General features: G+C 64.4%; 15 protein-coding genes and 2 tRNA genes. 12 read left to right on the top strand and 5 right to left on the bottom strand.

Going from position 1 to position 20,232, the window contains the following annotated elements:
- Window positions 1-34: 34 nt before the first annotated feature.
- Together ABB26_RS01435 and ABB26_RS01430 are read left to right on the top strand one after the other, a co-directional pair.
- Window positions 35-649, top strand: coding sequence for a DUF1294 domain-containing protein (locus ABB26_RS01435; protein WP_057631797.1), 615 nt, complete (start codon window positions 35-37; stop codon window positions 647-649).
- Window positions 650-781: 132 nt separating this feature from the next.
- A complete protein-coding gene (locus ABB26_RS01430; RefSeq protein WP_057631796.1) occupies window positions 782-2,773 on the top strand; it encodes a PEP/pyruvate-binding domain-containing protein in 1,992 nt (663 codons plus the stop codon).
- Window positions 2,774-2,804: 31 nt separating this feature from the next.
- Here ABB26_RS01430 and cydC read toward each other — a convergent pair whose 3' ends face one another.
- On the bottom strand, window positions 2,805-4,505 hold the full coding sequence (gene cydC / locus ABB26_RS01425; protein ID WP_057631795.1) for a thiol reductant ABC exporter subunit CydC: 1,701 nt from the start codon (window positions 4,503-4,505) through the stop codon (window positions 2,805-2,807).
- Window positions 4,502-6,223, bottom strand: a complete 1,722-nt coding sequence (gene cydD, locus ABB26_RS01420) for a thiol reductant ABC exporter subunit CydD (RefSeq protein ID WP_245626107.1) — start codon at window positions 6,221-6,223, stop codon at window positions 4,502-4,504. The genes cydC and cydD overlap by 4 nt, the downstream gene beginning before the upstream one ends.
- Window positions 6,224-6,425: 202 nt before the next feature.
- On the opposite strand from cydD, the gene ABB26_RS01415 reads away from it, so the two are divergent.
- The 10 genes from ABB26_RS01415 to pgaD all read left to right on the top strand — a co-directional run bounded on the left by ABB26_RS01415 (window position 6,426) and on the right by pgaD (window position 17,171).
- Complete coding sequence (locus tag ABB26_RS01415) at window positions 6,426-8,000, top strand: cytochrome ubiquinol oxidase subunit I (RefSeq protein ID WP_057631793.1); 1,575 nt, start codon at window positions 6,426-6,428, stop codon at window positions 7,998-8,000.
- 15 nt (window positions 8,001-8,015) lie between these two features.
- Window positions 8,016-9,167, top strand: coding sequence for a cytochrome d ubiquinol oxidase subunit II (cydB, locus tag ABB26_RS01410; protein WP_057631792.1), 1,152 nt, complete (start codon window positions 8,016-8,018; stop codon window positions 9,165-9,167).
- 34 nt (window positions 9,168-9,201) lie between these two features.
- Window positions 9,202-9,312 carry a cytochrome bd-I oxidase subunit CydX gene (gene cydX / locus ABB26_RS01405; protein WP_057631791.1) on the top strand — a complete coding sequence of 37 codons (111 nt, stop codon included), beginning with the start codon at window positions 9,202-9,204 and terminating at the stop codon, window positions 9,310-9,312.
- Window positions 9,313-9,372: 60 nt separating this feature from the next.
- A tRNA-Pro gene (locus tag ABB26_RS01400) sits at window positions 9,373-9,449 on the top strand.
- Window positions 9,450-9,611: 162 nt separating this feature from the next.
- A tRNA-Pro gene (locus ABB26_RS01395) sits at window positions 9,612-9,688 on the top strand.
- A 260-nt stretch (window positions 9,689-9,948) separates the two neighbouring features.
- Window positions 9,949-11,148: a CynX/NimT family MFS transporter gene (locus ABB26_RS01390; protein ID WP_057631790.1), complete on the top strand. Its 1,200-nt coding sequence runs from the start codon at window positions 9,949-9,951 to the stop codon at window positions 11,146-11,148.
- 277 nt (window positions 11,149-11,425) lie between these two features.
- On the top strand, window positions 11,426-13,465 hold the full coding sequence (gene pgaA / locus ABB26_RS01385) for a poly-beta-1,6 N-acetyl-D-glucosamine export porin PgaA (RefSeq protein WP_057631789.1): 2,040 nt from the start codon (window positions 11,426-11,428) through the stop codon (window positions 13,463-13,465).
- A gap of 1 nt (window position 13,466) precedes the next feature.
- Window positions 13,467-15,365, top strand: coding sequence for a poly-beta-1,6-N-acetyl-D-glucosamine N-deacetylase PgaB (pgaB, locus tag ABB26_RS01380; RefSeq protein ID WP_057631788.1), 1,899 nt, complete (start codon window positions 13,467-13,469; stop codon window positions 15,363-15,365).
- A 7-nt stretch (window positions 15,366-15,372) separates the two neighbouring features.
- Window positions 15,373-16,620 carry a poly-beta-1,6-N-acetyl-D-glucosamine synthase gene (gene pgaC / locus ABB26_RS01375; protein WP_057632004.1) on the top strand — a complete coding sequence of 416 codons (1,248 nt, stop codon included), beginning with the start codon at window positions 15,373-15,375 and terminating at the stop codon, window positions 16,618-16,620.
- The gene (gene pgaD / locus ABB26_RS01370) at window positions 16,617-17,171 is read left to right on the top strand and encodes a poly-beta-1,6-N-acetyl-D-glucosamine biosynthesis protein PgaD (RefSeq protein ID WP_083490625.1); all 555 of its coding nucleotides are present in this window, start codon (window positions 16,617-16,619) and stop codon (window positions 17,169-17,171) included. The genes pgaC and pgaD overlap by 4 nt, the downstream gene beginning before the upstream one ends.
- Window positions 17,172-17,350: 179 nt before the next feature.
- Here the strand turns inward: pgaD and ABB26_RS01365 are convergent, their stop codons facing one another.
- From ABB26_RS01365 to ABB26_RS01355, 3 genes are read right to left on the bottom strand one after another with little or no spacing between them, the layout of a single operon-like run.
- Window positions 17,351-18,598, bottom strand: a complete 1,248-nt coding sequence (locus tag ABB26_RS01365; protein ID WP_057632003.1) for a glutamate-5-semialdehyde dehydrogenase — start codon at window positions 18,596-18,598, stop codon at window positions 17,351-17,353.
- Window positions 18,599-18,627: 29 nt separating this feature from the next.
- Window positions 18,628-19,776: a glutamate 5-kinase gene (gene proB / locus ABB26_RS01360; RefSeq protein WP_057631787.1), complete on the bottom strand. Its 1,149-nt coding sequence runs from the start codon at window positions 19,774-19,776 to the stop codon at window positions 18,628-18,630.
- 4 nt (window positions 19,777-19,780) lie between these two features.
- Entirely contained in the window at window positions 19,781-20,038 is a 258-nt protein-coding gene (locus tag ABB26_RS01355) for a YciI family protein (protein ID WP_057631786.1), read from the bottom strand.
- Window positions 20,039-20,232 lie beyond the last annotated feature (194 nt).

Here is a 20,232-nt window from a genome sequence, read left to right as displayed (position 1 = left end):
GTTTCAATGTGCGACCGACAGAGCAGAGGCACGCATGCGTTACCAAGGACGACTTCAGGACTGGAATGACGACAAGGGTTTCGGTTTCGTCTCGCCCAATGGCGGCGGCGAGCGTGCCTTCGTCCATATCAAGGCCTTCGAACGCGCATCGCAGCGGCCGGCCAACGGCCTGCTCATCAGCTATGAGCAACTCAGGGATGCGCGCGGCAGACTCACTGCAACCACCATCCGCCCCGCTTCGGCAAGCAAGGCCCAGGTCGCAGCAAAATCCGCGGGTCCGGCACACCGCTTACCGCGTACTGCTCTCGGACTGCTGGCTCTGCTTGGCACGACGTTGGCCTGGATGCTGAAACTCGTCCCGGACTGGACGATGCTGGCAATCAGCGGCATGAGCCTGCTCGCGCTGATCTTCTACGTCGGCGACAAAGCGGCCGCGCAGGGTAACCGCTGGCGGACCACCGAAAGCACGCTGCACATGATCGCGCTGCTGGGTGGCTGGCCGGGCGCCCTGCTGGCGCAGGGACTGTTCAACCACAAGACCCGCAAACGCAGTTTCCAGCGTGTGTTCTGGGTGACGGTGACGGCCAACCTCCTGGGCATCATCAGCCTGATCGTACTGGTGGATACGCTGCTGCCTGCTGCATCGTGAGTCCGCGGCACGCTTCACCAGACCATTCCACGGCAGGCGGTGGCTCATGCCGCCAGGCCTCCGGATCCGCGACGTGATTCATCCAGCGCAGCCGTCGATTATGCTGCCGCACCCACCTTACCTAACGGCACCATGGATAGCGCCCGTACCCCGTCTGTTCTCCTTCGTACTCTCGCCTTCCTTGCCGGGCTGGGCGCGCTCTCGCTGATCAGCCCGGATGTGGTGGCACAGACCGCCCGCAAGCCATCGCCCTACGAGTACCGCAAAGGTACGGAGGCACAACCCTCGCAGCCTGTGGATGATGCGCGGACGCCCAATCACCTTCCACGCATCGGCAGCCGCGATGACTTCATGCGACTTGCACGTGTCTACAACGTCGGCACCCCGCTGGAAATCCCGCATCTGATCTTCACCATCGATCGGCGTGAACCGGCGCGCATGTATTACATCAACGCCACCCGCTACGACCTGCACGAACAGTTCGTGCGTCGCCAGGGGCTGATGGCGCCGGACAAGGCCACGCTCAATGCACAATACAAGGATCCGCAGCGGCGCTTCCTGTTCGGCACGGTGAGCTGGCAACGTGACCTGCCCGGCTATACCTATGAATTCTGGGAGGGCGACCAGCTCACGCCGGACCTGCTCCGGCAGACCGATCAACTGGTGCACGCGTCCTTCTACGACGGCATACGTTTCAAGACCAACTCCACACTGCATGAGCAGGTTGCGCGAGCCGCCGCACTTCCCTTTGTCACCCAGGAAGCGCTGCTGCGCGAGCAGCGCTTCCTGCCGCTGAACACCGGGCGCGCGCAGGGCCGGTTGCGCATCATCGCTTCGGTTGAGCAAACCGATGATCTGTCGCCGCAGGACATCGTGGTGCTGGACGAAGTGCCCATCACATTGCCCCCGGTCGCAGGCCTGGTGACGCAACGCCCCTCCACGTTGCTGTCGCACGTCAACCTGTTGGCCAAGGGCTGGCGCATACCCAATGCCTATGTCCGCGGTGCACAGGCATCCCTGCGCCAATACAACGGGCAATGGGTGGAGTTGGAGGTCAGCAGCAACGACTACCGGGTACGGCCGATGGCTCGTCCGGCAAGGACACCGGCGACCGCCGTGCGGGCCACCAGCCAGAACTTGCCTCGGCCTGATCTTTCCGTGACCGCGCTCAAACCACTGTCCGCCCTGCGTGCCCGCGACAGCCGTCATTGCGGCGTCAAAGCGGCAAATCTTGGCACCCTGAAAGCCTCACTGCCGCCAGCGGCGCGCGTACCGGATGGCTTCTGTATTCCCTTCTCGCAGTACCAGGCGGCAATGCTGCGTCTGCAGATTCCGCAGCGCCTGGCAGCGCTGCAACAGCGTCCCGGCTTTGCCACCGATGCAACGGTGCGCCGCAATGCCCTGACCACTTTGCGCGACGAGATCAGCAATGCCGCGCCCGACGCTGCCCTGTCACGTCTGCTGCAGACGCAATGGGAAGCCCAGCTTCACGGCCGGGGCGTGTTCGTGCGCAGTTCGTCCAACTCCGAGGACCTGCCCGGCTTCAGTGGCGCCGGTCTCTACACCACCATACCCAACGTCACCCGCGGCGATGCCTTGGTGCGCGCGGTACAGGCGGTGTGGGCATCGGTCTACAACTTCGAAGCCTACGAAGCGCGCCGTGCCGCCGGACTCGGCCAGGATGCGGTGGCGATGGCCGTGCTGGTGCAACTGGCCGCACCATCGGACAGCTCCGGAGTGATGATCACCCGTGATCCGTTCGACGCGGGCCGCCGCCACATCACCTACATTTCAGCCAAACGTGGGCTGGGTATCCGGGTGGTGGAAGGCAAGCGGCAGGCCGAGCAGGTGATGTACTCCAACTGGTCAAAAGCGGTGCAGGTGCTCAGCCGCTCGGCCGAGGACACACAGCTGGTCGCCGATACCCGTGGCGGCGTGCGTGAGGTACCGATCGTCGGCACGCGTCAGGTGCTGACCGATGCATTGATCGCGCGGTTGGCCGCGGTGGGACGCGGTACGAAACAAGCACTGGGCGGTGCTGAACAGGATATCGAATGGGCGGTGGTGGGCGACGATATCGTCATCCTTCAGTCACGCCCTTACGTTGACGGCGGCAACCGGTAACGCGGCCGCTACGGCCGCGCCCCCAGGTCCCTCAGCCCAGTTGCAGCAACTGCCCTCGGTGCAGGCGATACTCGCGTTGCACCACGCCTTCGGGCAGTTCGCCGTGGGTAATCATCAACAGACTGCGATTACCCAGCGCTGCGGCCAAATCAATCAACAAGGCGTGGGCGGTATCCACGTCCAATCCTTCGGTGGGTTCGTCCAACACCATCAGCGGTGCGTTGCGCAGCAGTGCGCGGGCCAACGCCAGGCGTCGCGCCTGACCCGCCGACATGGTGCCGCCGTTCTCGCCCACCCACGCCAACAGGCCACCTTGCTGTCGTGCCCACTCCTGCAGGCGCACCTGCTCCAGTACCGACCACATTGCTTCGTCGCTGGCGTTGGGCCCGCCCAAGCGCAGGTTGTCGGCAATGCTGCCGGCAAACACCGGAGCACCTTGTGGCAGCCAGGCGATCTGGCGATGCCAGTCGTCCTGCAGCAGCGCACGCAGATCGGTACCGCCATAGCGGATCGTGCCCTGCTCCGGGTCCCACAAACGCAACATCAAGGCCGACAGGGTGGTTTTGCCGCACCCGCTGTCGCCACGGATGGCGATGCGCTCACCCGGCGCCAACTGCAGGTCGACTCCATCGAGCAGCCTGCGCGTTTCACCCGGCCAGGCGAACACGACCTTTTCGAACGACAACACGGCCGGCGGCGTTGGCACGGCAACGGGATGTGCGGGATCAGACACCGCGGGCGCTTGATCCACGATCTGCTGCAAGCGCCCTGCCGCAACCCGCGCCGACTGCAACGCCTGCCACGCAAGGCTGCTACCGGCAGCCACTTCCAGCAACGCCACCGTCAGGAAGACCAGGCCTGCGGCCATCGGCGCCTCCACCTTGCCAGCCTCGAATGCTGACAACGCCAGCCACAGCATCCCCAGCAGACCCAGCCCCGACAACAGCGAGTGCAGCATGTTGCCGCTGATCAGGCGTCGCCGCCGGCGTCGGTCAGCGCCGGCCAGTTGAGCTGCCGCTGCATCCACCTGCAGTGTCCACGCATCACGTGCATGCAGCGCTGTCAGGTCGGCAATGCCTTCCAGGCCCTCATACGCCATCGTGCGTAGTGCGGCACGATGGCGCGCGCGCAGCGCTTCATTGGCATCGCCACGACGCACTGCCAATACCGGCACGCCCAACCCGACCAGCAACGCCAGCACCACCAACAGCAGCGCGGCCGGCCAATGGATCAATGCCGCAGCGAACACCGCGACCGACGCAATGCCCACCAGCGCCAGCAACGGCCCCACCGCACGTACCACCGCGCCGTCGACATCACTGATGTCGGAGATCAACCGTGCCAGCAGCTCGCCGGTGCGACTACTGCCCAGGCGTGCCGGCGCCAACGGCAGTGCCCGACGGAAGAACCACACGCGCAGATCACGCGCGATGCGCAGGGTAGCGTCGTGGCCGACCAGTTTTTCGAGATAGCGCGACACGATCCGCATCATCGTCAGGCCACGGATGCCGGCCGATGGCGAGAAGAAGTTGAACGTTGCACCCGCGCCCAGGGCGCCGGCCAATGCGGCACCGGTAAGGAACCCACCCGACAGGCCCAACAGGCCTACACCGGCCAGCATCGTGGTGAACAACAACACGGTGGTCAGCAGCAACCATCCGCCATGACGTACGAACACACTGCGCATGTCGTCGCGTTCGAGCCCGGTACGCTTGGTGTCGTCGGGCTTCATGCGCGTTCCCCCGTATGTGCGTTCACGTTGGCCGGTAGAGTGATGACCTTGTCGGCCCAGCGCATGGCCACCTCGCCGTGGGTCGCCATCAGCACGGTGCGCCCGCGCGTATGCGAAGCCAGCGCCTGCAGCAGGTCACGTTCGGTCTGCGGATCGAGGAATGCGGTGGGCTCATCCAGCAGGAACAGATCCGGATCTCGCAACAGCAACCGGGCCAGGCCAATCCGCCGTGCCTCTCCGCCGGACAGGCCGAACCCACGTTCGCCGATCACCGTATCCAGGCCCTGCGGCAGATGCCGGGCGAAGTGCATCACCTGTGCCACCTCGGCCACCGCCTGCAGCCGCGCGTTGCTGACTGCGGGGTCCGCCAACCGCAGGTTGTCGGCGATGCTGCCGTGGAACAGGTAAGGCCGCTGCCCGGCGTAACCGATGCGCACCCCATCGCGCACGATGATCCTGCCTTCGCGCGGCGGCAACCAGCCTGCCAGCGCTTCCAGCACGGTGCTCTTGCCGCTGCCGCTGGGGCCAACCAGTGCCAGGCGCTGGCCCTCGGCGATATCCAGCGAGAAGCCCGTCAGTACGTCATGGTGCGCCCCCTGGGGGCGCAGGGTCACAGCCTGCACTTGCACCATCGGGGCATGCCGTTGCACCGGCTCGATACTGACCGGGGCACTGATGACCTCGTTCGCGGACACCGACGACACCTCCTCGACCAGCAGCCGCTCGACCTCGGAGGCGGCTGCCAGCGCGTTGGCGCGATCGTGGTAGTGGGCCGCCAGGCGGCGCAATGGCGCGTAGAACTCTGGTGCCAGCAGCAGGCAGAACATGCCGGTACCCAGGGTCGGCACGGTCGCATGCAGCGACATCATCCCCAGATAGTTCAGACCCAGGTACAACGCCACCATCGCCACGCTCACCGAAGCGAAGAACTCCAGCACCGTGGAGGACAGGAAGGCGATCCGCAGCACCTTCATTGTGCGTACGCGCACGCCCTCCGCGGCCTGCTCGATACCACCCAGCTCGGCCTCGCCCTGCCCATAAAGACGCAGCAGCCCCAGGCCTTTGATGCGATCGGCGAAATGCCCGCTCATCCGCGCCAGCTCGCCCAGCTGCGCCCGCCCGGCGGCTTCGGCACCCCAGCCCACCAGCATCATGAAGAACGGCACCAGCGGTGCGGTGAACAGGAAGATCAATGCCACCACCCAGTCCACATAGGCCACGGCGGCCAGAATCAACAGTGGCACCACCACCACTTCCACCCGTACCGGCTGGAAACCGGCGTAATAGCCTTCGATGGCATCACCATGGGCCAGCAGCAGCTCACCCAGCTCGCCGGTGCGCTGCCGCCGCAACCACAGAGGGCCGCGCTCCATCAGCCGCTGGTAGACCTGCCCGCGCAGGGCCAGTTTGGCGGTATCGGCCACATCCCCGGCCGCCGATTGCGCCAACCCTCCCAGCAGGCTGCGCACCAGCAGAACCAGCGCCAGCAGCCCGAAAACCGGACCTGCCTGCACGATGGCTACACGCTCGACGACTATGCTCTGGATCAACCACGCGATGGCAGCGGCCTGTAGGATCAGGAGCGCGCCCGATCCGCACACCGCCAGGGCTGCCAACCGCTGCTGCGAACGTGCGCCGGCGGCCAGGGACGCAAGCCACTGCTGTTGTTGACGACGCTGTTGAAGCAACGTATCGCCGGAATGTGGAACATCGCTCAAGACTGGCAACTCAGCTGAAAGGAATCCGCCCGATTGTAAGCAAGCTGCACCCTGCCCGCCGGTCCCATGCACGATCACAGCAGCAGGCCCTGGCCTCATTGATCCAGATCAAGGCGGGAACAAGCATGAACAGGGAGCATCCACGTCATTAACCCCACTTCTGCCACCCAAAGATGCCCAACACCAACGAGGTAGCCTGGCCATGATCGACTCAACAGTCGTAGAGCTGTCGCGGCTGCAGTTTGCACTGACCGCGATGTACCACTTCCTTTTCGTCCCGCTCACGCTGGGCCTCTCCGTCATGATCGCGATCATGGAGAGCGTCTATGTCATGACCGGCAAGGATGTCTGGCGCCGCATGACCCTGTTCTGGGGCGTGCTGTTCGGCATCAACTTTGCCATCGGCGTCAGTACCGGCATCGTGATGGAATTCCAGTTCGGCATGAACTGGTCGTATTACAGCCATTACGTCGGTGACATCTTCGGCGCACCACTGGCCATCGAAGGCCTGATGGCGTTCTTCCTGGAAGCCACCTTCATCGGCCTGTTCTTCTTCGGCTGGGGGCGTCTGTCCAAGTTGCAGCACCTCACCGTGACCTGGCTGATGGCGTTGGGCACCAACCTGTCGGCACTGTGGATCCTGATCGCCAACGGCTGGATGCAGAACCCGGTCGGTGCGGTGTTCAACCCGGAAACGATGCGCATGGAAGTCGTCGACTTCATGGCCGTGTTGTTCAACCCGGTGGCACAGGCCAAGTTCGTGCACACGGTCTCGGCCGGTTATGTCACCGGCGCGATGTTCGTGATGTCGATCAGCGCCCTGTTCCTGCTGCGCAACAAGCATCACGAAGTCGCCCGCCGCTCGTTCGCAGTGGCTGCCGCGTTCGGCCTGCTGTCCTCGCTGTCGGTGGTGGTGCTGGGTGACGAGAGCGGTTACGCCGCCAACGAACACCAGAAGATGAAGCTGGCGGCGATTGAAGCGATGTGGGAGACCGAGCGCGCCCCGGCCGACTTCACCGCCTTCGGCATCCCGAACCAGAAGACCCACCAGAACGACTACGAGATCAAGATCCCGTACCTGATGGGCCTGATCGCCACCCGTTCGTTGAACCAGCCGATCCCGGGCATCCTGGAACTGGTCGACCGCGCCGAACACCGCATCCGTGGCGGCCAGCTCGCCTACGGTGCACTGGAACGCATCCGCGCCAACAAGGAAGACCTTGAAGCCCGCGAGATGTTCGACCGCCATTGGCAGGATCTGGGCCACGGCCTGCTGCTGAAGCGCTATCGCGATGACATCCTCAATGCCACCCCGCAGGAAATCTCGCAAGCGGCCATGGATACGGTGCCGCGTGTGGCCCCGCTGTTCTGGACGTTCCGCATCATGGCGGGCCTGGGCTTCTACCTCATCGCGTTCTTCAGCGTGGCGTTCTACTACTCGTGCCGCAACAACTTCGAAAGCAAGCGCACGTTCCTGAAGATCGCGCTGTGGTCGCTGCCGGCACCGTGGATCGCCATCGAATGTGGCTGGTTCATCGCCGAGTATGGCCGTCAGCCGTGGGCCGTTGAAGGCGTGCTGCCGACCTTCTATGCCGCTTCGGGCCTGGCCCTGCATGAAATCGTCATGACCCTGGCAGGCTTCACCGCGCTGTACACGGTACTGATGATCATCGAGGTCAAGCTGATGCTCAAAGCCATCCGCAAGGGCCCGGACGACATCCTGCCTTCGCTGCAGGGCGGCGCTTCCCACCACGCATCGGCCACGCGCCGCGCATAAGGAAGGAGAACACTCATGGATTTCATTCTTCTGGACTACACGACACTGCGCGTGATCTGGTGGCTGCTGTTGGGCGTGCTGCTGATCGGTTTCGCGGTGATGGATGGTTTCGACCTGGGCGTCGGCGCATTGCTGCCGTTCGTGGCCAAGACCGACGAAGAGCGCCGGTTGGTGATCAACACCGTTGGCCCGGTATGGGAGGGCAACCAGGTATGGCTGGTGCTGGGGGGTGGCGCGATCTTCGCCGCCTGGCCGCCGCTGTACGCGGTGAGCTTCTCCGGCTTCTATCTGGCGATGTTCGTCATCCTGTTCGCACTGATCCTGCGACCGGTCGGCTTCAAGTACCGCAGCAAGATGCCCACCGCACGCTGGCGCAACAACTGGGACCGGGCGTTGTTCGTTGGCGGCTTCATCCCGGCATTGATCATGGGCGTGGCGGTTGGCAACGTGCTGCTCGGCGTTCCGTTCCACTTCGATGACACCCAGCGCATCTGGTACACGGGCACCTTCTTCGGCCTGCTGACCCCGTTCGCCCTGCTTGCCGGCCTGCTCAGCGTGGCCATGGTGGTTTCGCACGGTGCCGCCATGCTGGTGATCAAGACCGATGGCGCGGTGGCGGATCGTTCGGCCCGTTTCGGCAGCATCGCCGCATTGCTGACCTTCGTGCTGTTCGCCCTGGGCGGCGTCTGGGTGGCACTGGGCCTGCCGGGCTATGGCTTCACCTCCCAGGTGGTGACCGATGGTCCCAGCAACCCGCTGCTGAAGACGGTCGAAATCACTGCAGCCGGTGGCTGGATGCGCAACTACAGCGCGATGCCGGCCACGATCCTGGCACCGGTAGTGGGCCTGCTCGGTGCGCTGCTCAGCGCGGTACTGCTGCGCAAGCGTCGTGGCGGCCTGGCGTTCATCGCTTCGGGCGCCTCGATTGCCGGCATCATTCTCACCGTCGGCTTCGCGGCGTTCCCGTTCCTGCTGCCCTCCTCCAGCCAGCCCGGCTCCAGCCTGACGCTGTGGGATGCATCCTCCAGCCATCTGACGCTGTGGATCATGCTGCTGGCCACGCTGTTGTTCCTGCCGATCATCATCGCCTACACCACCTGGGTGTACCGCGTGCTCAAGGGCAAGACCACGCTGGCTGAAATGGGTGAAAACCCGAACGCTTACTGACCTGCATCCACGACATACGTAAAGGAGTCTTCCCATGTGGTATTTCGCCTGGATTCTCGGCGCCGGCCTCGCTTGCACAGCAGCCATCCTCAACGGCATGTGGTTTGAAGCCCGCGAAGCGCACAAGAACGACGCAAAACACTAAAAAACCGCTTCTAGGTATTGTCAGGAGCCCGGACTGAGCGTATCTTTCCGGCTCCCTTCGCGGGGTGTAGCTCAGTCTGGTAGAGCGCTACGTTCGGGACGTAGAGGTCGCAGGTTCGAATCCTGTCTCCCCGACCAAGAAGGTCACAAGGAAGCCTGGAAAACGGCGACGTTTTTCAGGTTTTTTTGTTCGAGAAAGTCGCCCTCCCGGGCGCACCGGCACCCACCCGTCCGCGGGGTTGGCCACCGGGGAAACACTTGCAAGGCAGCGGAATCACCGCTATCATAGGCGGCTCCTTACGGGGTGTAGCTCAGTCTGGTAGAGCGCTACGTTCGGGACGTAGAGGTCGCAGGTTCGAATCCTGTCTCCCCGACCAAGGAAGGATGAAAGGTCTGGAAATGCACCCGCATTTCCAGACCTTTTTTCTTTGGCGCTACATCACCCCGCTCAGGAACTGCAACATCGAGCCGGTGGCGGCGCGAACGCATCCCATTCACGGGCTGCGCCGTACAATGCGCAATCGCGATTTTCCGGTCCGCCTGCTCTGCTGGCCCCCGCCTTTTTATCGCTCACCTGACCCTGCTTGCCCGTGCCGAGATCGGCCTGGGACGCAATGCTATCTGTGAAGAACGTTCCATGACCGACACCACCCACTCCTCCCACCCACTGCTGCGCGGCCGCGTCCTGGCGTTTTTCGCCATCGTGCTGGCGGCCGTCAATCTGCGTACGGCAGTGACTTCGCTGACGCCGCTGTTGGACCAGCTGGAGAAGGTGTTCAATTTCGGCAGCACCATGACCGGCGTGCTCGGCATGATGCCGACCGCAGCCTTCGCGTTGTTGGGCCTGTCCACGCCCGCCATGACCCGCCGAATCGGCCTGGAGCGCACGGCCCTGCTGGCCATGGCACTGGCCACCGTTGGCCTGTTGATCCGCGCAGGTGCCGGCAATGTCGGAATGCTGCTGGTGGGCTCGGGTGTCGCACTGGCTGGCATGGGCATCGGCAACGTGGTGGTGCCGCCGCTGGTGAAGCGTTACTTCGCCGATCGCGTTGGCACCATGAGCACGCTTTACATCACCGTGCTGCAGGCAGGCACGATGATCCCGGCCCTGCTCGCCGTGCCGATGGCCGAAAGCTACGACTGGCGCATCTCGCTGGGCATGTGGGCGTTGCTGTCATTGGCAGCGATGCTGCCGTGGCTGATGCTGGCGCGCAGCACGCGCGCGCCGGAAGCGCACAACGCGCCGGTCCATGCACCGGGCAAGGTCTGGCGTACATCGCTGGGCTGGGGCCTGGCGTTGATGTTCGGCATGACTTCGCTGATCACCTATTCGATGTTCACCTGGTTGCCGAAGATGATGATCGAGGCCGGTGCATCACCCGCCTTCGGCGGCGTGACCGTGGCGGTGTTCTCGGCGCTGGGGCTGGTGCCTTCACTGCTGATGCCGGCACTTGCCGTGCGCCTGCGCAATCCGTTCCCGATCGTCGCGCTGGCCTTCGCCATCAACCTGACCGCCTTCGCCGGTCTGCTCTGGGCGCCGATGTCGGCACCGCTGCTGTGGGCCACGCTGCTGGGCTTGGGGCCGTCCACTTTCCCGCTGGCGCTGACCTTGATCAACCTGCGTACCCGCACCCCGGCCGGCTCGGCGGCGCTATCCGGCTTCATGCAGGGCGTCGGTTACAGCTTCGCCTGCCTGGGCCCGCTCCTGTTCGGCTGGCTGCATGGCGCCACCGACGCGTGGCTGTTGCCGTTCGCCTTCCTCACCGTGTGCGCCCTGGTGCTGCTGACCGCAGCCTGGTTTGCCTGCCGTCCACAGCACCTGGAAGACCACTGGTAAGCACGCCGGCGGCCTTCCCCGCACCCAGGCAGGGCGGGCGATGGGCATCCGCCCGATGCCCGATGCAAGCGGGCGCCGCTTGCCCCGACGCACCGGCCGCGTAAGAGCCTGGGGTGACTGCCACCGCCTGCAAACCACCAAGAAACGCCGCAAGTCATTGATGTGAATACTCTATTCACAAAATTAAAATCCAGTTAAGCGGGACCGGTCGTTCACACACTTACGACCGTGATGCATGTCACAATTTTTTGCTTTGTGACTGTATCCAGGGATTTTCATGGCTGTATGGAAGCCGCTCACACTGAGTGCTGCCCTGGCGGGGGCTTTGTTCGGCATCAGTGGCAACGGCTTGGCGTCCGATGCGGAGAGGGAAAAAGATGATGCGTTGACCCGCATCAGTCAGCATCGCGATCAAGGGCAATGGCTGGATGCACTGGCCGAAATCGAACGATTGCAGCAGCACTATCCGCAGGACGATTTTCTGTTCCGGCTGCAGGTGCTCACCCTGTCCGACATCGGCAATGCCGGCCGCGCGTGGCAGTTGTATCAGCAGCGCCCGCAGCTGTTCGACGAAGCGCAGCGCCATCGTCTGGAAGCCAACCGCCTCTCCAAACTCGTGGGTTGGAGCCTTGCCTATGGCAAGAGCGAAGACACGCGCCTGGATGAAGCCGAGCATGCTCTGGCGGAAATGCAGCGTGTGCTGCAACAGGATGGCCTGGACGCGTCCAGCGCGCCGCTGCGGATCCGCTTCGACCGCCTGATCCTGCTCAACCGCATGGCATTGCATGCGCAGGTACGCGACGAGTACTTCGCGCTGACGCAGGATGGACATGCCCTGCCCGATTACGTGCTGCCCGCCGTTGGCGATTCGCTGATGGCCACCCAGCATCCCGAGCAGGCCATACCGATCCTGCAGGCTGCAATCAAATCCGAACCGGAGCGCGACGACCTGCGTTCCGAACTCGGCTATGCCTATCTTGAGAACAGCCAGGAACAACTGGCCATCGACAGCCTGCGCCAATGGCGCGACGCGGAGCCGCCATTCCGTCGTCAAGCCGGTGCCAAGCAGTCGTACTCGAACTGGGCGCGCTACGAAGCCGACCTGACCCTGGCGATGATCCGCGCCTACGGCGGCGACCTGCCCACCGCACAGCACGATCTCGAACAGATGGCCGATGCGGCTCCCGGCAACGGCGGCCTGCATGCGTCGCTCGGCCGCGTTTACCAGATGCGCGGTTGGCCGCGCCGCGCGCTGGAACGCCAGCAGATGGCCTACACGCTGGACCCACGCGAAGTGCAGCCGCGGGCGGGCCAGTTCGAAGCGTATGTCGACCTGCAACGCGACGACCTGGCACGTCCTTACTACGAAGACCTGCTGCGTCGTTATCCTACCCAACCGGTGGTGCAGCGCATGCAGCAGCAATGGCGCGCCCATCGTGGCTGGCAGCTGCATGCCTATGCCGAAGGCGGCCGCAGCAGCGGCGGTGGCGTTTCACCGCTGGGCAACGACGACCGCCACTACGGTGTGGAAGTGCAGTCACCAATCCTCGACGACCGCTGGCGGTTGGTGGCGTTCGCCGACCGTCGCAGCGTCGATTACACCGATCAGCGTTTGAACCCGTTGCGCCTCGGCGCGGGCGCGCGCTATCGCTTCGGCCAGCTGGATGCGGAACTGCTGGTCAACCATGCCGATGACAACATCGGCGGTGTCGGCATCCGCGCCGGCGCGGGCTGGCAGTTCAACGATCAGTGGCACATCGGCCTGAGCGGCGCGCGCAACGACGAGGAAGCCTCGATGCAGGCACGCGCGGCCGGCATCGACGCCGACAGCATGGCGCTGGCGCTTTCCTACCAGCGCAGCGAACGCACGCAGTGGAGCGTCAGTGCCAGCCGCTTCCACTATGCCGACGACAACAACCGCGACCTGCTCAGCAGCAGCATCGAGCAACGCTTGCTGACCCTGCCCAAGTTGCAGGTCAGCGGCGTCGGCAGCGGTTACCTGGGCCGAGGCAGCCGCAGTGATGTGCCCTATTTCAACCCGGAGCGCGACGGTCTGGCCGAACTTGGCCTGCGTCTGGAGCACAGGACCTGGCAGCGCTACGACCGTCATTTCAAGCAGCGGCTGGAACTGTCGCTGGGCAATTACTGGCAACGTGGATACGGCAGCGCGCTAGTGCCCAGTGCGGGCTATCGCCACGAATGGCAGATCGGCATGGGGCGGGTTCTGGAATACGGCGTGCGCTGGTCGCGGCCGGTCTATGACGGGCGACGTGAGCGACATATCGGTCTGGATGCCGCGATCCACTGGGGACAATGAAATGCGCAACAACTTCACCCGTTTCGCCAGCTGGATGTTGGCACTGCTCTGCTGTGTCGGCAGCGCCCACGCGCGTGCACCCGACGTCGATCTGGACGCGTCCGACAACGGCCTGCTGGTACTGAGCTACCACGACATCCGCGACGATGTCGTGCGTCGTGGCGACCCCGACCTGTACGCGGTCAGCACGCAGAACTTCGCCGCGCACCTGGATTGGTTGTCCACCCACGGCTACCACCCGGTCTCGCTGTCACAGCTGATCGAGGCCTCGCGCGGTGGCACTCCGTTGCCGCCGCAGCCGGTGCTGCTGACCTTCGACGATGGCCTGCGCAGCGTCTACAGCAAAGTGTTCCTGCTGCTGCGCGCCTACAACTACCCGGCGCTGATCGCAGTGATCACCGACTACGTGGACATGGCACCCGGGCGCAGCATCGATTACGGCTACCGCCCGTTCAATGGCGATGATTTCCTGACCTGGCAGCAGATCCGTGAGATGCAGGCCAGCGGTCTGATCGAGGTCGCCAGCCACACCGACAACCTGCACCACGGCGTGCAGTCCAATCCGCAGGGCAACTCCACCCCGGCGGTGATCACCCGCGTCTACGACCCGGCCACGGCCCGCTACGAAACCCCGCAGGCCTACGAGCAGCGCATCCGCGACGACCTTGCCCGCAGCGTGCAGCGCATCGCCGAGAACACCGGCAGCAGACCACGCGCCATCGTCTGGCCCTACGCCGCCTACAACGCTTATACCAATGACCTGGCCAGGCAGCTGGGCATGGAGGTTTCCTTCGACCTGGAAGGGCGCAGCACGCCGGTCACCGATGATCTTGGCGGACTGGCGCGGTTGCTGATGGTGGACAACCCCACCGTCCCCAGTCTGGCCCGCGAGCTGCGCCGTGACACCGACCTGCAGAACGTGCGCGCATTGCAGATCGATCTGGACATGGTCTACGACGATGACCCGCAGCAGCAGTCGCGCAATCTCGATGCGCTGATCGAGCGGGTCAAGCGCATCGGTCCCAGCCACGTCTACCTGCAGGCATTCGCCGACCCCGACGGCAACGGCTCGGCCGACGCGCTGTACTTCCCCAACCGGCACCTGCCGATGCGCGCGGACCTGTTCAACCGTGTCGCGTGGCAATTGAAGACCCGCGCCGGGGTGAAGGTCTACGCCTGGCTGCCGGTACTTGGCTTCGAGTTGAAAGACCCGGCCATCCGCGACGCGCTGAAGATCCAGAGCCCCGAACACGACGGCATCTTCCGGCTTGATTTCACCCAGCCGCAGGTGCGCCGGATCATCAAGGACATCTACGAAGACCTGGCCATCAATTCCTATATGGAAGGCCTGTTGTTCCACGATGACGCCTACCTGCGCGACACCGAGCTGGCGCACCTGCCGGCCGAAGGCGAGGACGGCGCGCGCACCCAGGCGCTGATCGACTTCACCCTGGAACTGCGCGATGCCGCACAGCGCTGGCGGCCGAAGCTGGCCACGGTGCGCAACCTGTACGCACAGCCGGTACTGCAGCCGCACAGCTCGGCCTGGTTCGCCCAGCGCCTGGACCTGTTCAACCGCGCCTACACGCACACCGCCTTGATGGCGATGCCGTGGATGGAAGGCAGCCGCCACCCGGAGCGTTGGCTGGACCAGCTGGTCGAAGCGGTGCGTGTGCAGGACCCGCAGTTCAAGCACACCCTGTTCGAGCTGCAGACCGTGGACTGGCGCACCGGCAAGCCCATCGATGGTGCACAGCTGCGCGCCTTGGTGCGCCGCCTGCAGGCTGCCGGCGTCAAGCACATGGGCTGGTACCCGGATGACTTCATCGCCAACCGTCCGGCGCTGGAGGATGCACGCGCGACCATGTCGGTACGCAACTTCCCCTACGAGGAGAAGTGACGTGCAGATGCATCCGATCCTGTACGGGCTGTTGCAGTTCGCCTTCTTCTACCCGCTGGTGATGGCGTTCCTGTGGATGGTCGGCGGCCTGTATTACTTCTTCCGTCGCGAGCGCAAGGCGCGTGACCGCACCGACCCACCGCCGATGGCGGAGTACCCGTTCGCCAGCATTCTCATCCCCTGCCACAACGAAGCCGACAATCTGGAAGACACGCTCAGCGCCGCCCTGAACCAGAACTACCCGGACTACGAAGTCATCGCGATCAACGATGGCAGCGGCGACGACACCGGTGCCCGCCTCGACGTGCTGGCCACCCAGCACCCACGCCTGCGCGTGATCCACCTGGATCGCAACCTGGGCAAGGCCAATGCATTGCGCATGGGCGCGCTGGCGGCACGCTCGGAGTACCTGGTGTGCATCGATGGCGATGCCATGCTGGAGGAGTACGCCATGCACTGGATGATCTGGCACCTGACCTCCGGGCCGCGCGTGGGCGCGGTCACCGGAAACCCGCGCATCCGCAACCGCTCCACATTGCTGGGCCGGCTGCAGGTGGCCGAGTTCTCCTCGATCATCGGCATGATCAAACGCACCCAGCGGGTGTACGGGCGCATCTTCACCATCTCCGGCGTGATCGCCGGCTTCCGTCGTACCGCGCTGCATCGCATCGGCTACTGGGCCGATGACATGATCACCGAGGACATCGACATCAGCTGGCGGTTGCAGCTGGATCATTGGGACATCCGTTACGAACCCAATGCGCTGTGCTTCATCCTGATGCCGGAAACCCTCAAAGGTCTGTGGAAGCAGCGCCTGCGCTGGGCCCAGGGCGGCGTGGAAGTGATGCTGCGGCATGCCACTTCGTTGTTGAGCTGGCGCAAGCGGCGCATGTGGGGCGTGCTGCTGGAGTATCTGCTCAGTGTGCTGTGGGCCTACACCATGGCCGCCATCCTGGTGCTGTGGGCGCTGGGCAAGTTCATTCCGATGCCGCCGCAGCTGTATATCGCCACCGTGCTGCCGCAATGGCATGGCGTAATCCTGGCGCTGGTCTGCCTGGCGCAGTTCGCCAGCAGTCTGATCATCGACCGACGTTACGAAACCCACGTGGGCCGCAACTACTTCTGGGTGATCTGGTACCCGATGGCGTACTGGCTGATCAGCCTGTGCACCACGGTGGTCGCCCTGCCCAAGACCCTGCTCAAGCGGCGCGGCAAACGCGCCACCTGGGTCAGCCCTGACCGGGGAATACGATGAACACCAAACCGGACAACAGCAGCGGTACCAAGTTTGATTCGCGCCTGATCCGCAAGCCGCGCGAGCAGCCGCGCCTGCAACGCACCTTGTGGGGCGCGGTGAACGTGGCGTTCTGGGCGTTCCTGATGGTGCTTTGCGTGCCGCTGCTGACCTTGCTGTCGTGGCTGCTGGGCATCCGTCTGGCGTGGCGGCAGTTGTACGAGTACCAGGACCAGGTGGACCCGTTCCTGCTGATGGCGGCGCCGGTGATCCTGCTGTGCTGCACCGTCGCATTGATCGCCTGGGCCGAGTACAACCGCATCCGTTTCACCGGCAAGGAACGCCGCAGCGCGGTTGCGCCGATCGGCATCGAAAAGATCGCACGCGATCTGGGAGCCGACGCCGCGCTTGCCGAAGGGTTGGCCGGCAGCAAATCGGTGGTGCTGCATATGGACGACCATGCGCGTCCGGTAGGCTTCACCCGGCAGCAGGCCCTGCCCAAGGAAGAAGCCGGCCGTGCGCGGGTGAAGATCGTCGAGCACCGCGATTCAGTCGAAGACGCGTTGTTGTGAACACCTGCGTGCCTGGCCCTGCAGGAGCGGCGTAAGCCGCGAAACCGGCGACGGCCCAGCCCACGCGGAACCTGCACTGGCACCCCGCCTGCACAGCCGTCGCATCACCAGCTGCGCGGCTCACGCCGCTGCTGCAAAAGCGCAATTCAGCGAGACGGCCTGCACGCCACTACTGCAACTCAATGCCGAACCTGGCCCTCACCACGCACCACGAAACGCTCGACGGTGAGCGCTTCCAGGCCCATCGGGCCATAGGAATGCAGGCGCGTGGTGGAGATGCCGATCTCCGCGCCCAAGCCCAGCTCGCCACCGTCGGAGAAGCGTGACGAGGCGTTGACCATCACCACCGCCGAGCGCAGTGCATGCACGAAAGTTTCGCCGTGGGCGGGATTGCCGGTGGCGATCACTTCGGTGTGGTCCGACGTATAGCGCTGGATGTGAGCGATGGCCGCTCCCATGTCCGGCACCACGCGGATGGACAGGATCAGGTCCAGATACTCGGCCGCGTAATCCGCTTCGCTGGCCGGCAGCACATCGGCCAGCAACGCCTGCGTCGCCGTATCACCGCGCAGCTCCACGCCCCGTTCGCGCAATGCAGCCGCAGCAACCGGCAGGAATCGCGACGCGATGGCCTCGTGCACCAGCAGCGTTTCCAGCGAATTGCAGGCCGCCGGGCGCGACACCTTGCCGTCGATCAGCAGCCGCACCGCCAGGTCCAGATCCGCGCTGTCATCCACGAACAGATGGCACACGCCCTTGTAGTGCTTGATCACCGGCACCCGCGCATGTTCGGCCACGAAACGGATCAGGCCTTCGCCACCGCGCGGGATCGCCAGATCGATGATGTCGTTGAGCTGCAACAGCTCCAGCATGGTTTCGCGACGCAGGTCTTCCACCAGGGTCAATGCCGCTTCGGGCAGGCCGGCCTGGCGCAGGGCGCGTTTCAGACTGGCGGCAATGGCCATGTTGGAATGAATGGCCTCCGAGCCGCCGCGCAGGATCACACCGTTGCCGGCCTTGATGCACAACGCGGCGGCATCGGCGGTGACGTTCGGCCGCGCCTCGTAGATCATCGCGATCACGCCTAGCGGCACCCGCACCTTTTGCACGCGGATACCGTTGGGCCGCACGTAATCGCGGGTCACCTCGCCGACCGGGTCCGGCAATGCCGCCACCTCGCGCAATGCATCGGCAACGCCCGCCAGGCGCGACGGATTCAATGCCAACCGGTCGAGCATCGCAGTGCCCACGCCCTTGTCGCGCGCGGCCTGCAGATCCTTCTCGTTGGCGGCAAGAATGCCAGGCGCATCGGCACCCAGCGCGTCCGCCATCGACACCAGCAGCGCACTACGCGCCTGCGTGGAAAGCTGGCCCAGCTGCTGGGCGGCATCACGGCATTGCAATGCGAGCGTGCGGATATCACTCATGACCATTCCCGTAGCGGTGGAGGACGACATCACAGCACCACCATGTCGTCGCGGTGAACCACGTTGTCACCGTAGTTGTAACCAAGGATCGATTCGATCTCACGCGTGTGGTGCTGGCTGATGCGACGGATATCCACCGCCGAGTACTGGCTGACACCCCGTGCGATACGCTGCTGTCCCTGCGCGTCGAACAGACGCACTTCAACCATGTCGCCGCGTCGGAATTCGCCCTCCGCACCGACAACCCCACCCGGCAGCAGCGACGCACCCTTCTCGCGCAGCGCACGCGCGGCACCGGCATCGACCAGGATCGCACCCGGCTCCAGTGGCGCATGACGCAGCCAGTACTTGCGCGCGGCGATGCGCGATTGCCCTGCATGCAGGCGCGTACCGAGCAGACGCCCCAGCGCCAGGCCGCGCACCACGTCGCCATCACGGCCATTGAACAGGAAGGTATCGATCCCCGCTGCACCCGCCTTGGCCGCGGCCTGCAACTTGGTGTGCATGCCGCCGGTGCCTACCGCGCTGCCACTGCCACCGGCCATCGCCATAACTTCCGGCGTCAGCTCGGTGACTTCATTGATCGGCCGTGCATCCGGGTTGCTGCGCGGGTCGGCGGTATACAGCCCATCGATATCGGTAGCGATGAACAGGGCATCGGCGTCCACCAGCGCGGCGACGATGGCGGCAAGGTTGTCGTTGTCGCCGAGCTTGAGTTCGTCCACCGAGACCGTGTCGTTTTCATTGATCACCGGCAGCGCACCGAGTGCCAGTAGTTCGTTGAGCGTGGCCCGCGCGTTGAGATAGCGGCGGCGATTGCGCAGGTCATCATGCGTGAGCAGCACCTGTGCCACCGGGCGCTCGAAGAAGCGCTGCCACAACGTGATCAGCTGCGCCTGCCCCAGTGCGGCCAGCGCCTGACGCGCCGCCATCGCGGCGCCGGCTTCGGCCGCCTTGGGCACGATGGCGCGGCCCGCAGCGACTGCGCCAGAGGAGACGATCACCACTTCGCGCCCGGCCTGCACATTGGCCGAGACAAACTGCGCCAACCCAAGTGCGAAGCGTGGTGTCAGACCACCGCCATCAGCGGCCAACAGGCTGCTTCCAACCTTGAGCACGGCGCGGCGCCACTGCGGCAGCGCTTGTTCGGTGAATGGCGAAAGTGAAGTCTGGATCATGGGATCAGCGTGTATTCCACTCGTGAACGGTCAGCACGGAGCTGCCGTGGACGGCCAACGGATCGGTGGCGACGATGGCTTTGGCGGCTTCCAGAGTTTCGATGTTCTTCAAGACATAAGCGCCGCCGGTGCCATCACCGAAGCCGCCAGTCAAATGCAGCTGGTCTTTCGCGACGAGTGCGTTGAGGAAAGCGATGTGTGGGGCAATCACTGCGTCGTCAAATGACGGTTTGCGCATTGCCAGTACAAGGTAGAGCTTCATTGCATTCTCCTTTGGATGCGTATGACACCACGACGAAAGCCAAGGTGGCACGATTGCTTTCGCTTGGAACTTGCTTGGGCTTTGACGGTTGCTTTGGCTGTCCCTTCTCCCGCCTGCGGGAGAAGAAGCCCGAAGGGCGGATGAGGGAGCTTTTGACTTTGCCTCGCCAGGGAGCTTCCCCTCACCCCAACCCC

Origin of the sequence: Stenotrophomonas humi (assembly GCF_001431415.1) — a bacterium.
GTDB classification, from domain to species: Bacteria; Pseudomonadota; Gammaproteobacteria; order Xanthomonadales; family Xanthomonadaceae; genus Stenotrophomonas; species Stenotrophomonas humi.
This window is presented reverse-complemented; position numbering and strand designations above follow the sequence as displayed.

Coding starts and splice junctions, on each gene's coding strand:
- ABB26_RS01435 (WP_057631797.1), top strand. CDS start 35: ATGCGTTACCAAGGACGACTTCAGGACTGGAATGACGACAAGGGTTTC.
- ABB26_RS01430 (WP_057631796.1), top strand. CDS start 782: ATGGATAGCGCCCGTACCCCGTCTGTTCTCCTTCGTACTCTCGCCTTC.
- cydC (WP_057631795.1), bottom strand. CDS start 4,505: ATGAAGCCCGACGACACCAAGCGTACCGGGCTCGAACGCGACGACATG.
- ABB26_RS01415 (WP_057631793.1), top strand. CDS start 6,426: ATGATCGACTCAACAGTCGTAGAGCTGTCGCGGCTGCAGTTTGCACTG.
- cydB (WP_057631792.1), top strand. CDS start 8,016: ATGGATTTCATTCTTCTGGACTACACGACACTGCGCGTGATCTGGTGG.
- cydX (WP_057631791.1), top strand. CDS start 9,202: ATGTGGTATTTCGCCTGGATTCTCGGCGCCGGCCTCGCTTGCACAGCA.
- ABB26_RS01390 (WP_057631790.1), top strand. CDS start 9,949: ATGACCGACACCACCCACTCCTCCCACCCACTGCTGCGCGGCCGCGTC.
- pgaA (WP_057631789.1), top strand. CDS start 11,426: ATGGCTGTATGGAAGCCGCTCACACTGAGTGCTGCCCTGGCGGGGGCT.
- pgaB (WP_057631788.1), top strand. CDS start 13,467: ATGCGCAACAACTTCACCCGTTTCGCCAGCTGGATGTTGGCACTGCTC.
- pgaC (WP_057632004.1), top strand. CDS start 15,373: ATGCATCCGATCCTGTACGGGCTGTTGCAGTTCGCCTTCTTCTACCCG.
- pgaD (WP_083490625.1), top strand. CDS start 16,617: ATGAACACCAAACCGGACAACAGCAGCGGTACCAAGTTTGATTCGCGC.
- ABB26_RS01365 (WP_057632003.1), bottom strand. CDS start 18,598: ATGAGTGATATCCGCACGCTCGCATTGCAATGCCGTGATGCCGCCCAG.
- proB (WP_057631787.1), bottom strand. CDS start 19,776: ATGATCCAGACTTCACTTTCGCCATTCACCGAACAAGCGCTGCCGCAG.
- ABB26_RS01355 (WP_057631786.1), bottom strand. CDS start 20,038: ATGAAGCTCTACCTTGTACTGGCAATGCGCAAACCGTCATTTGACGAC.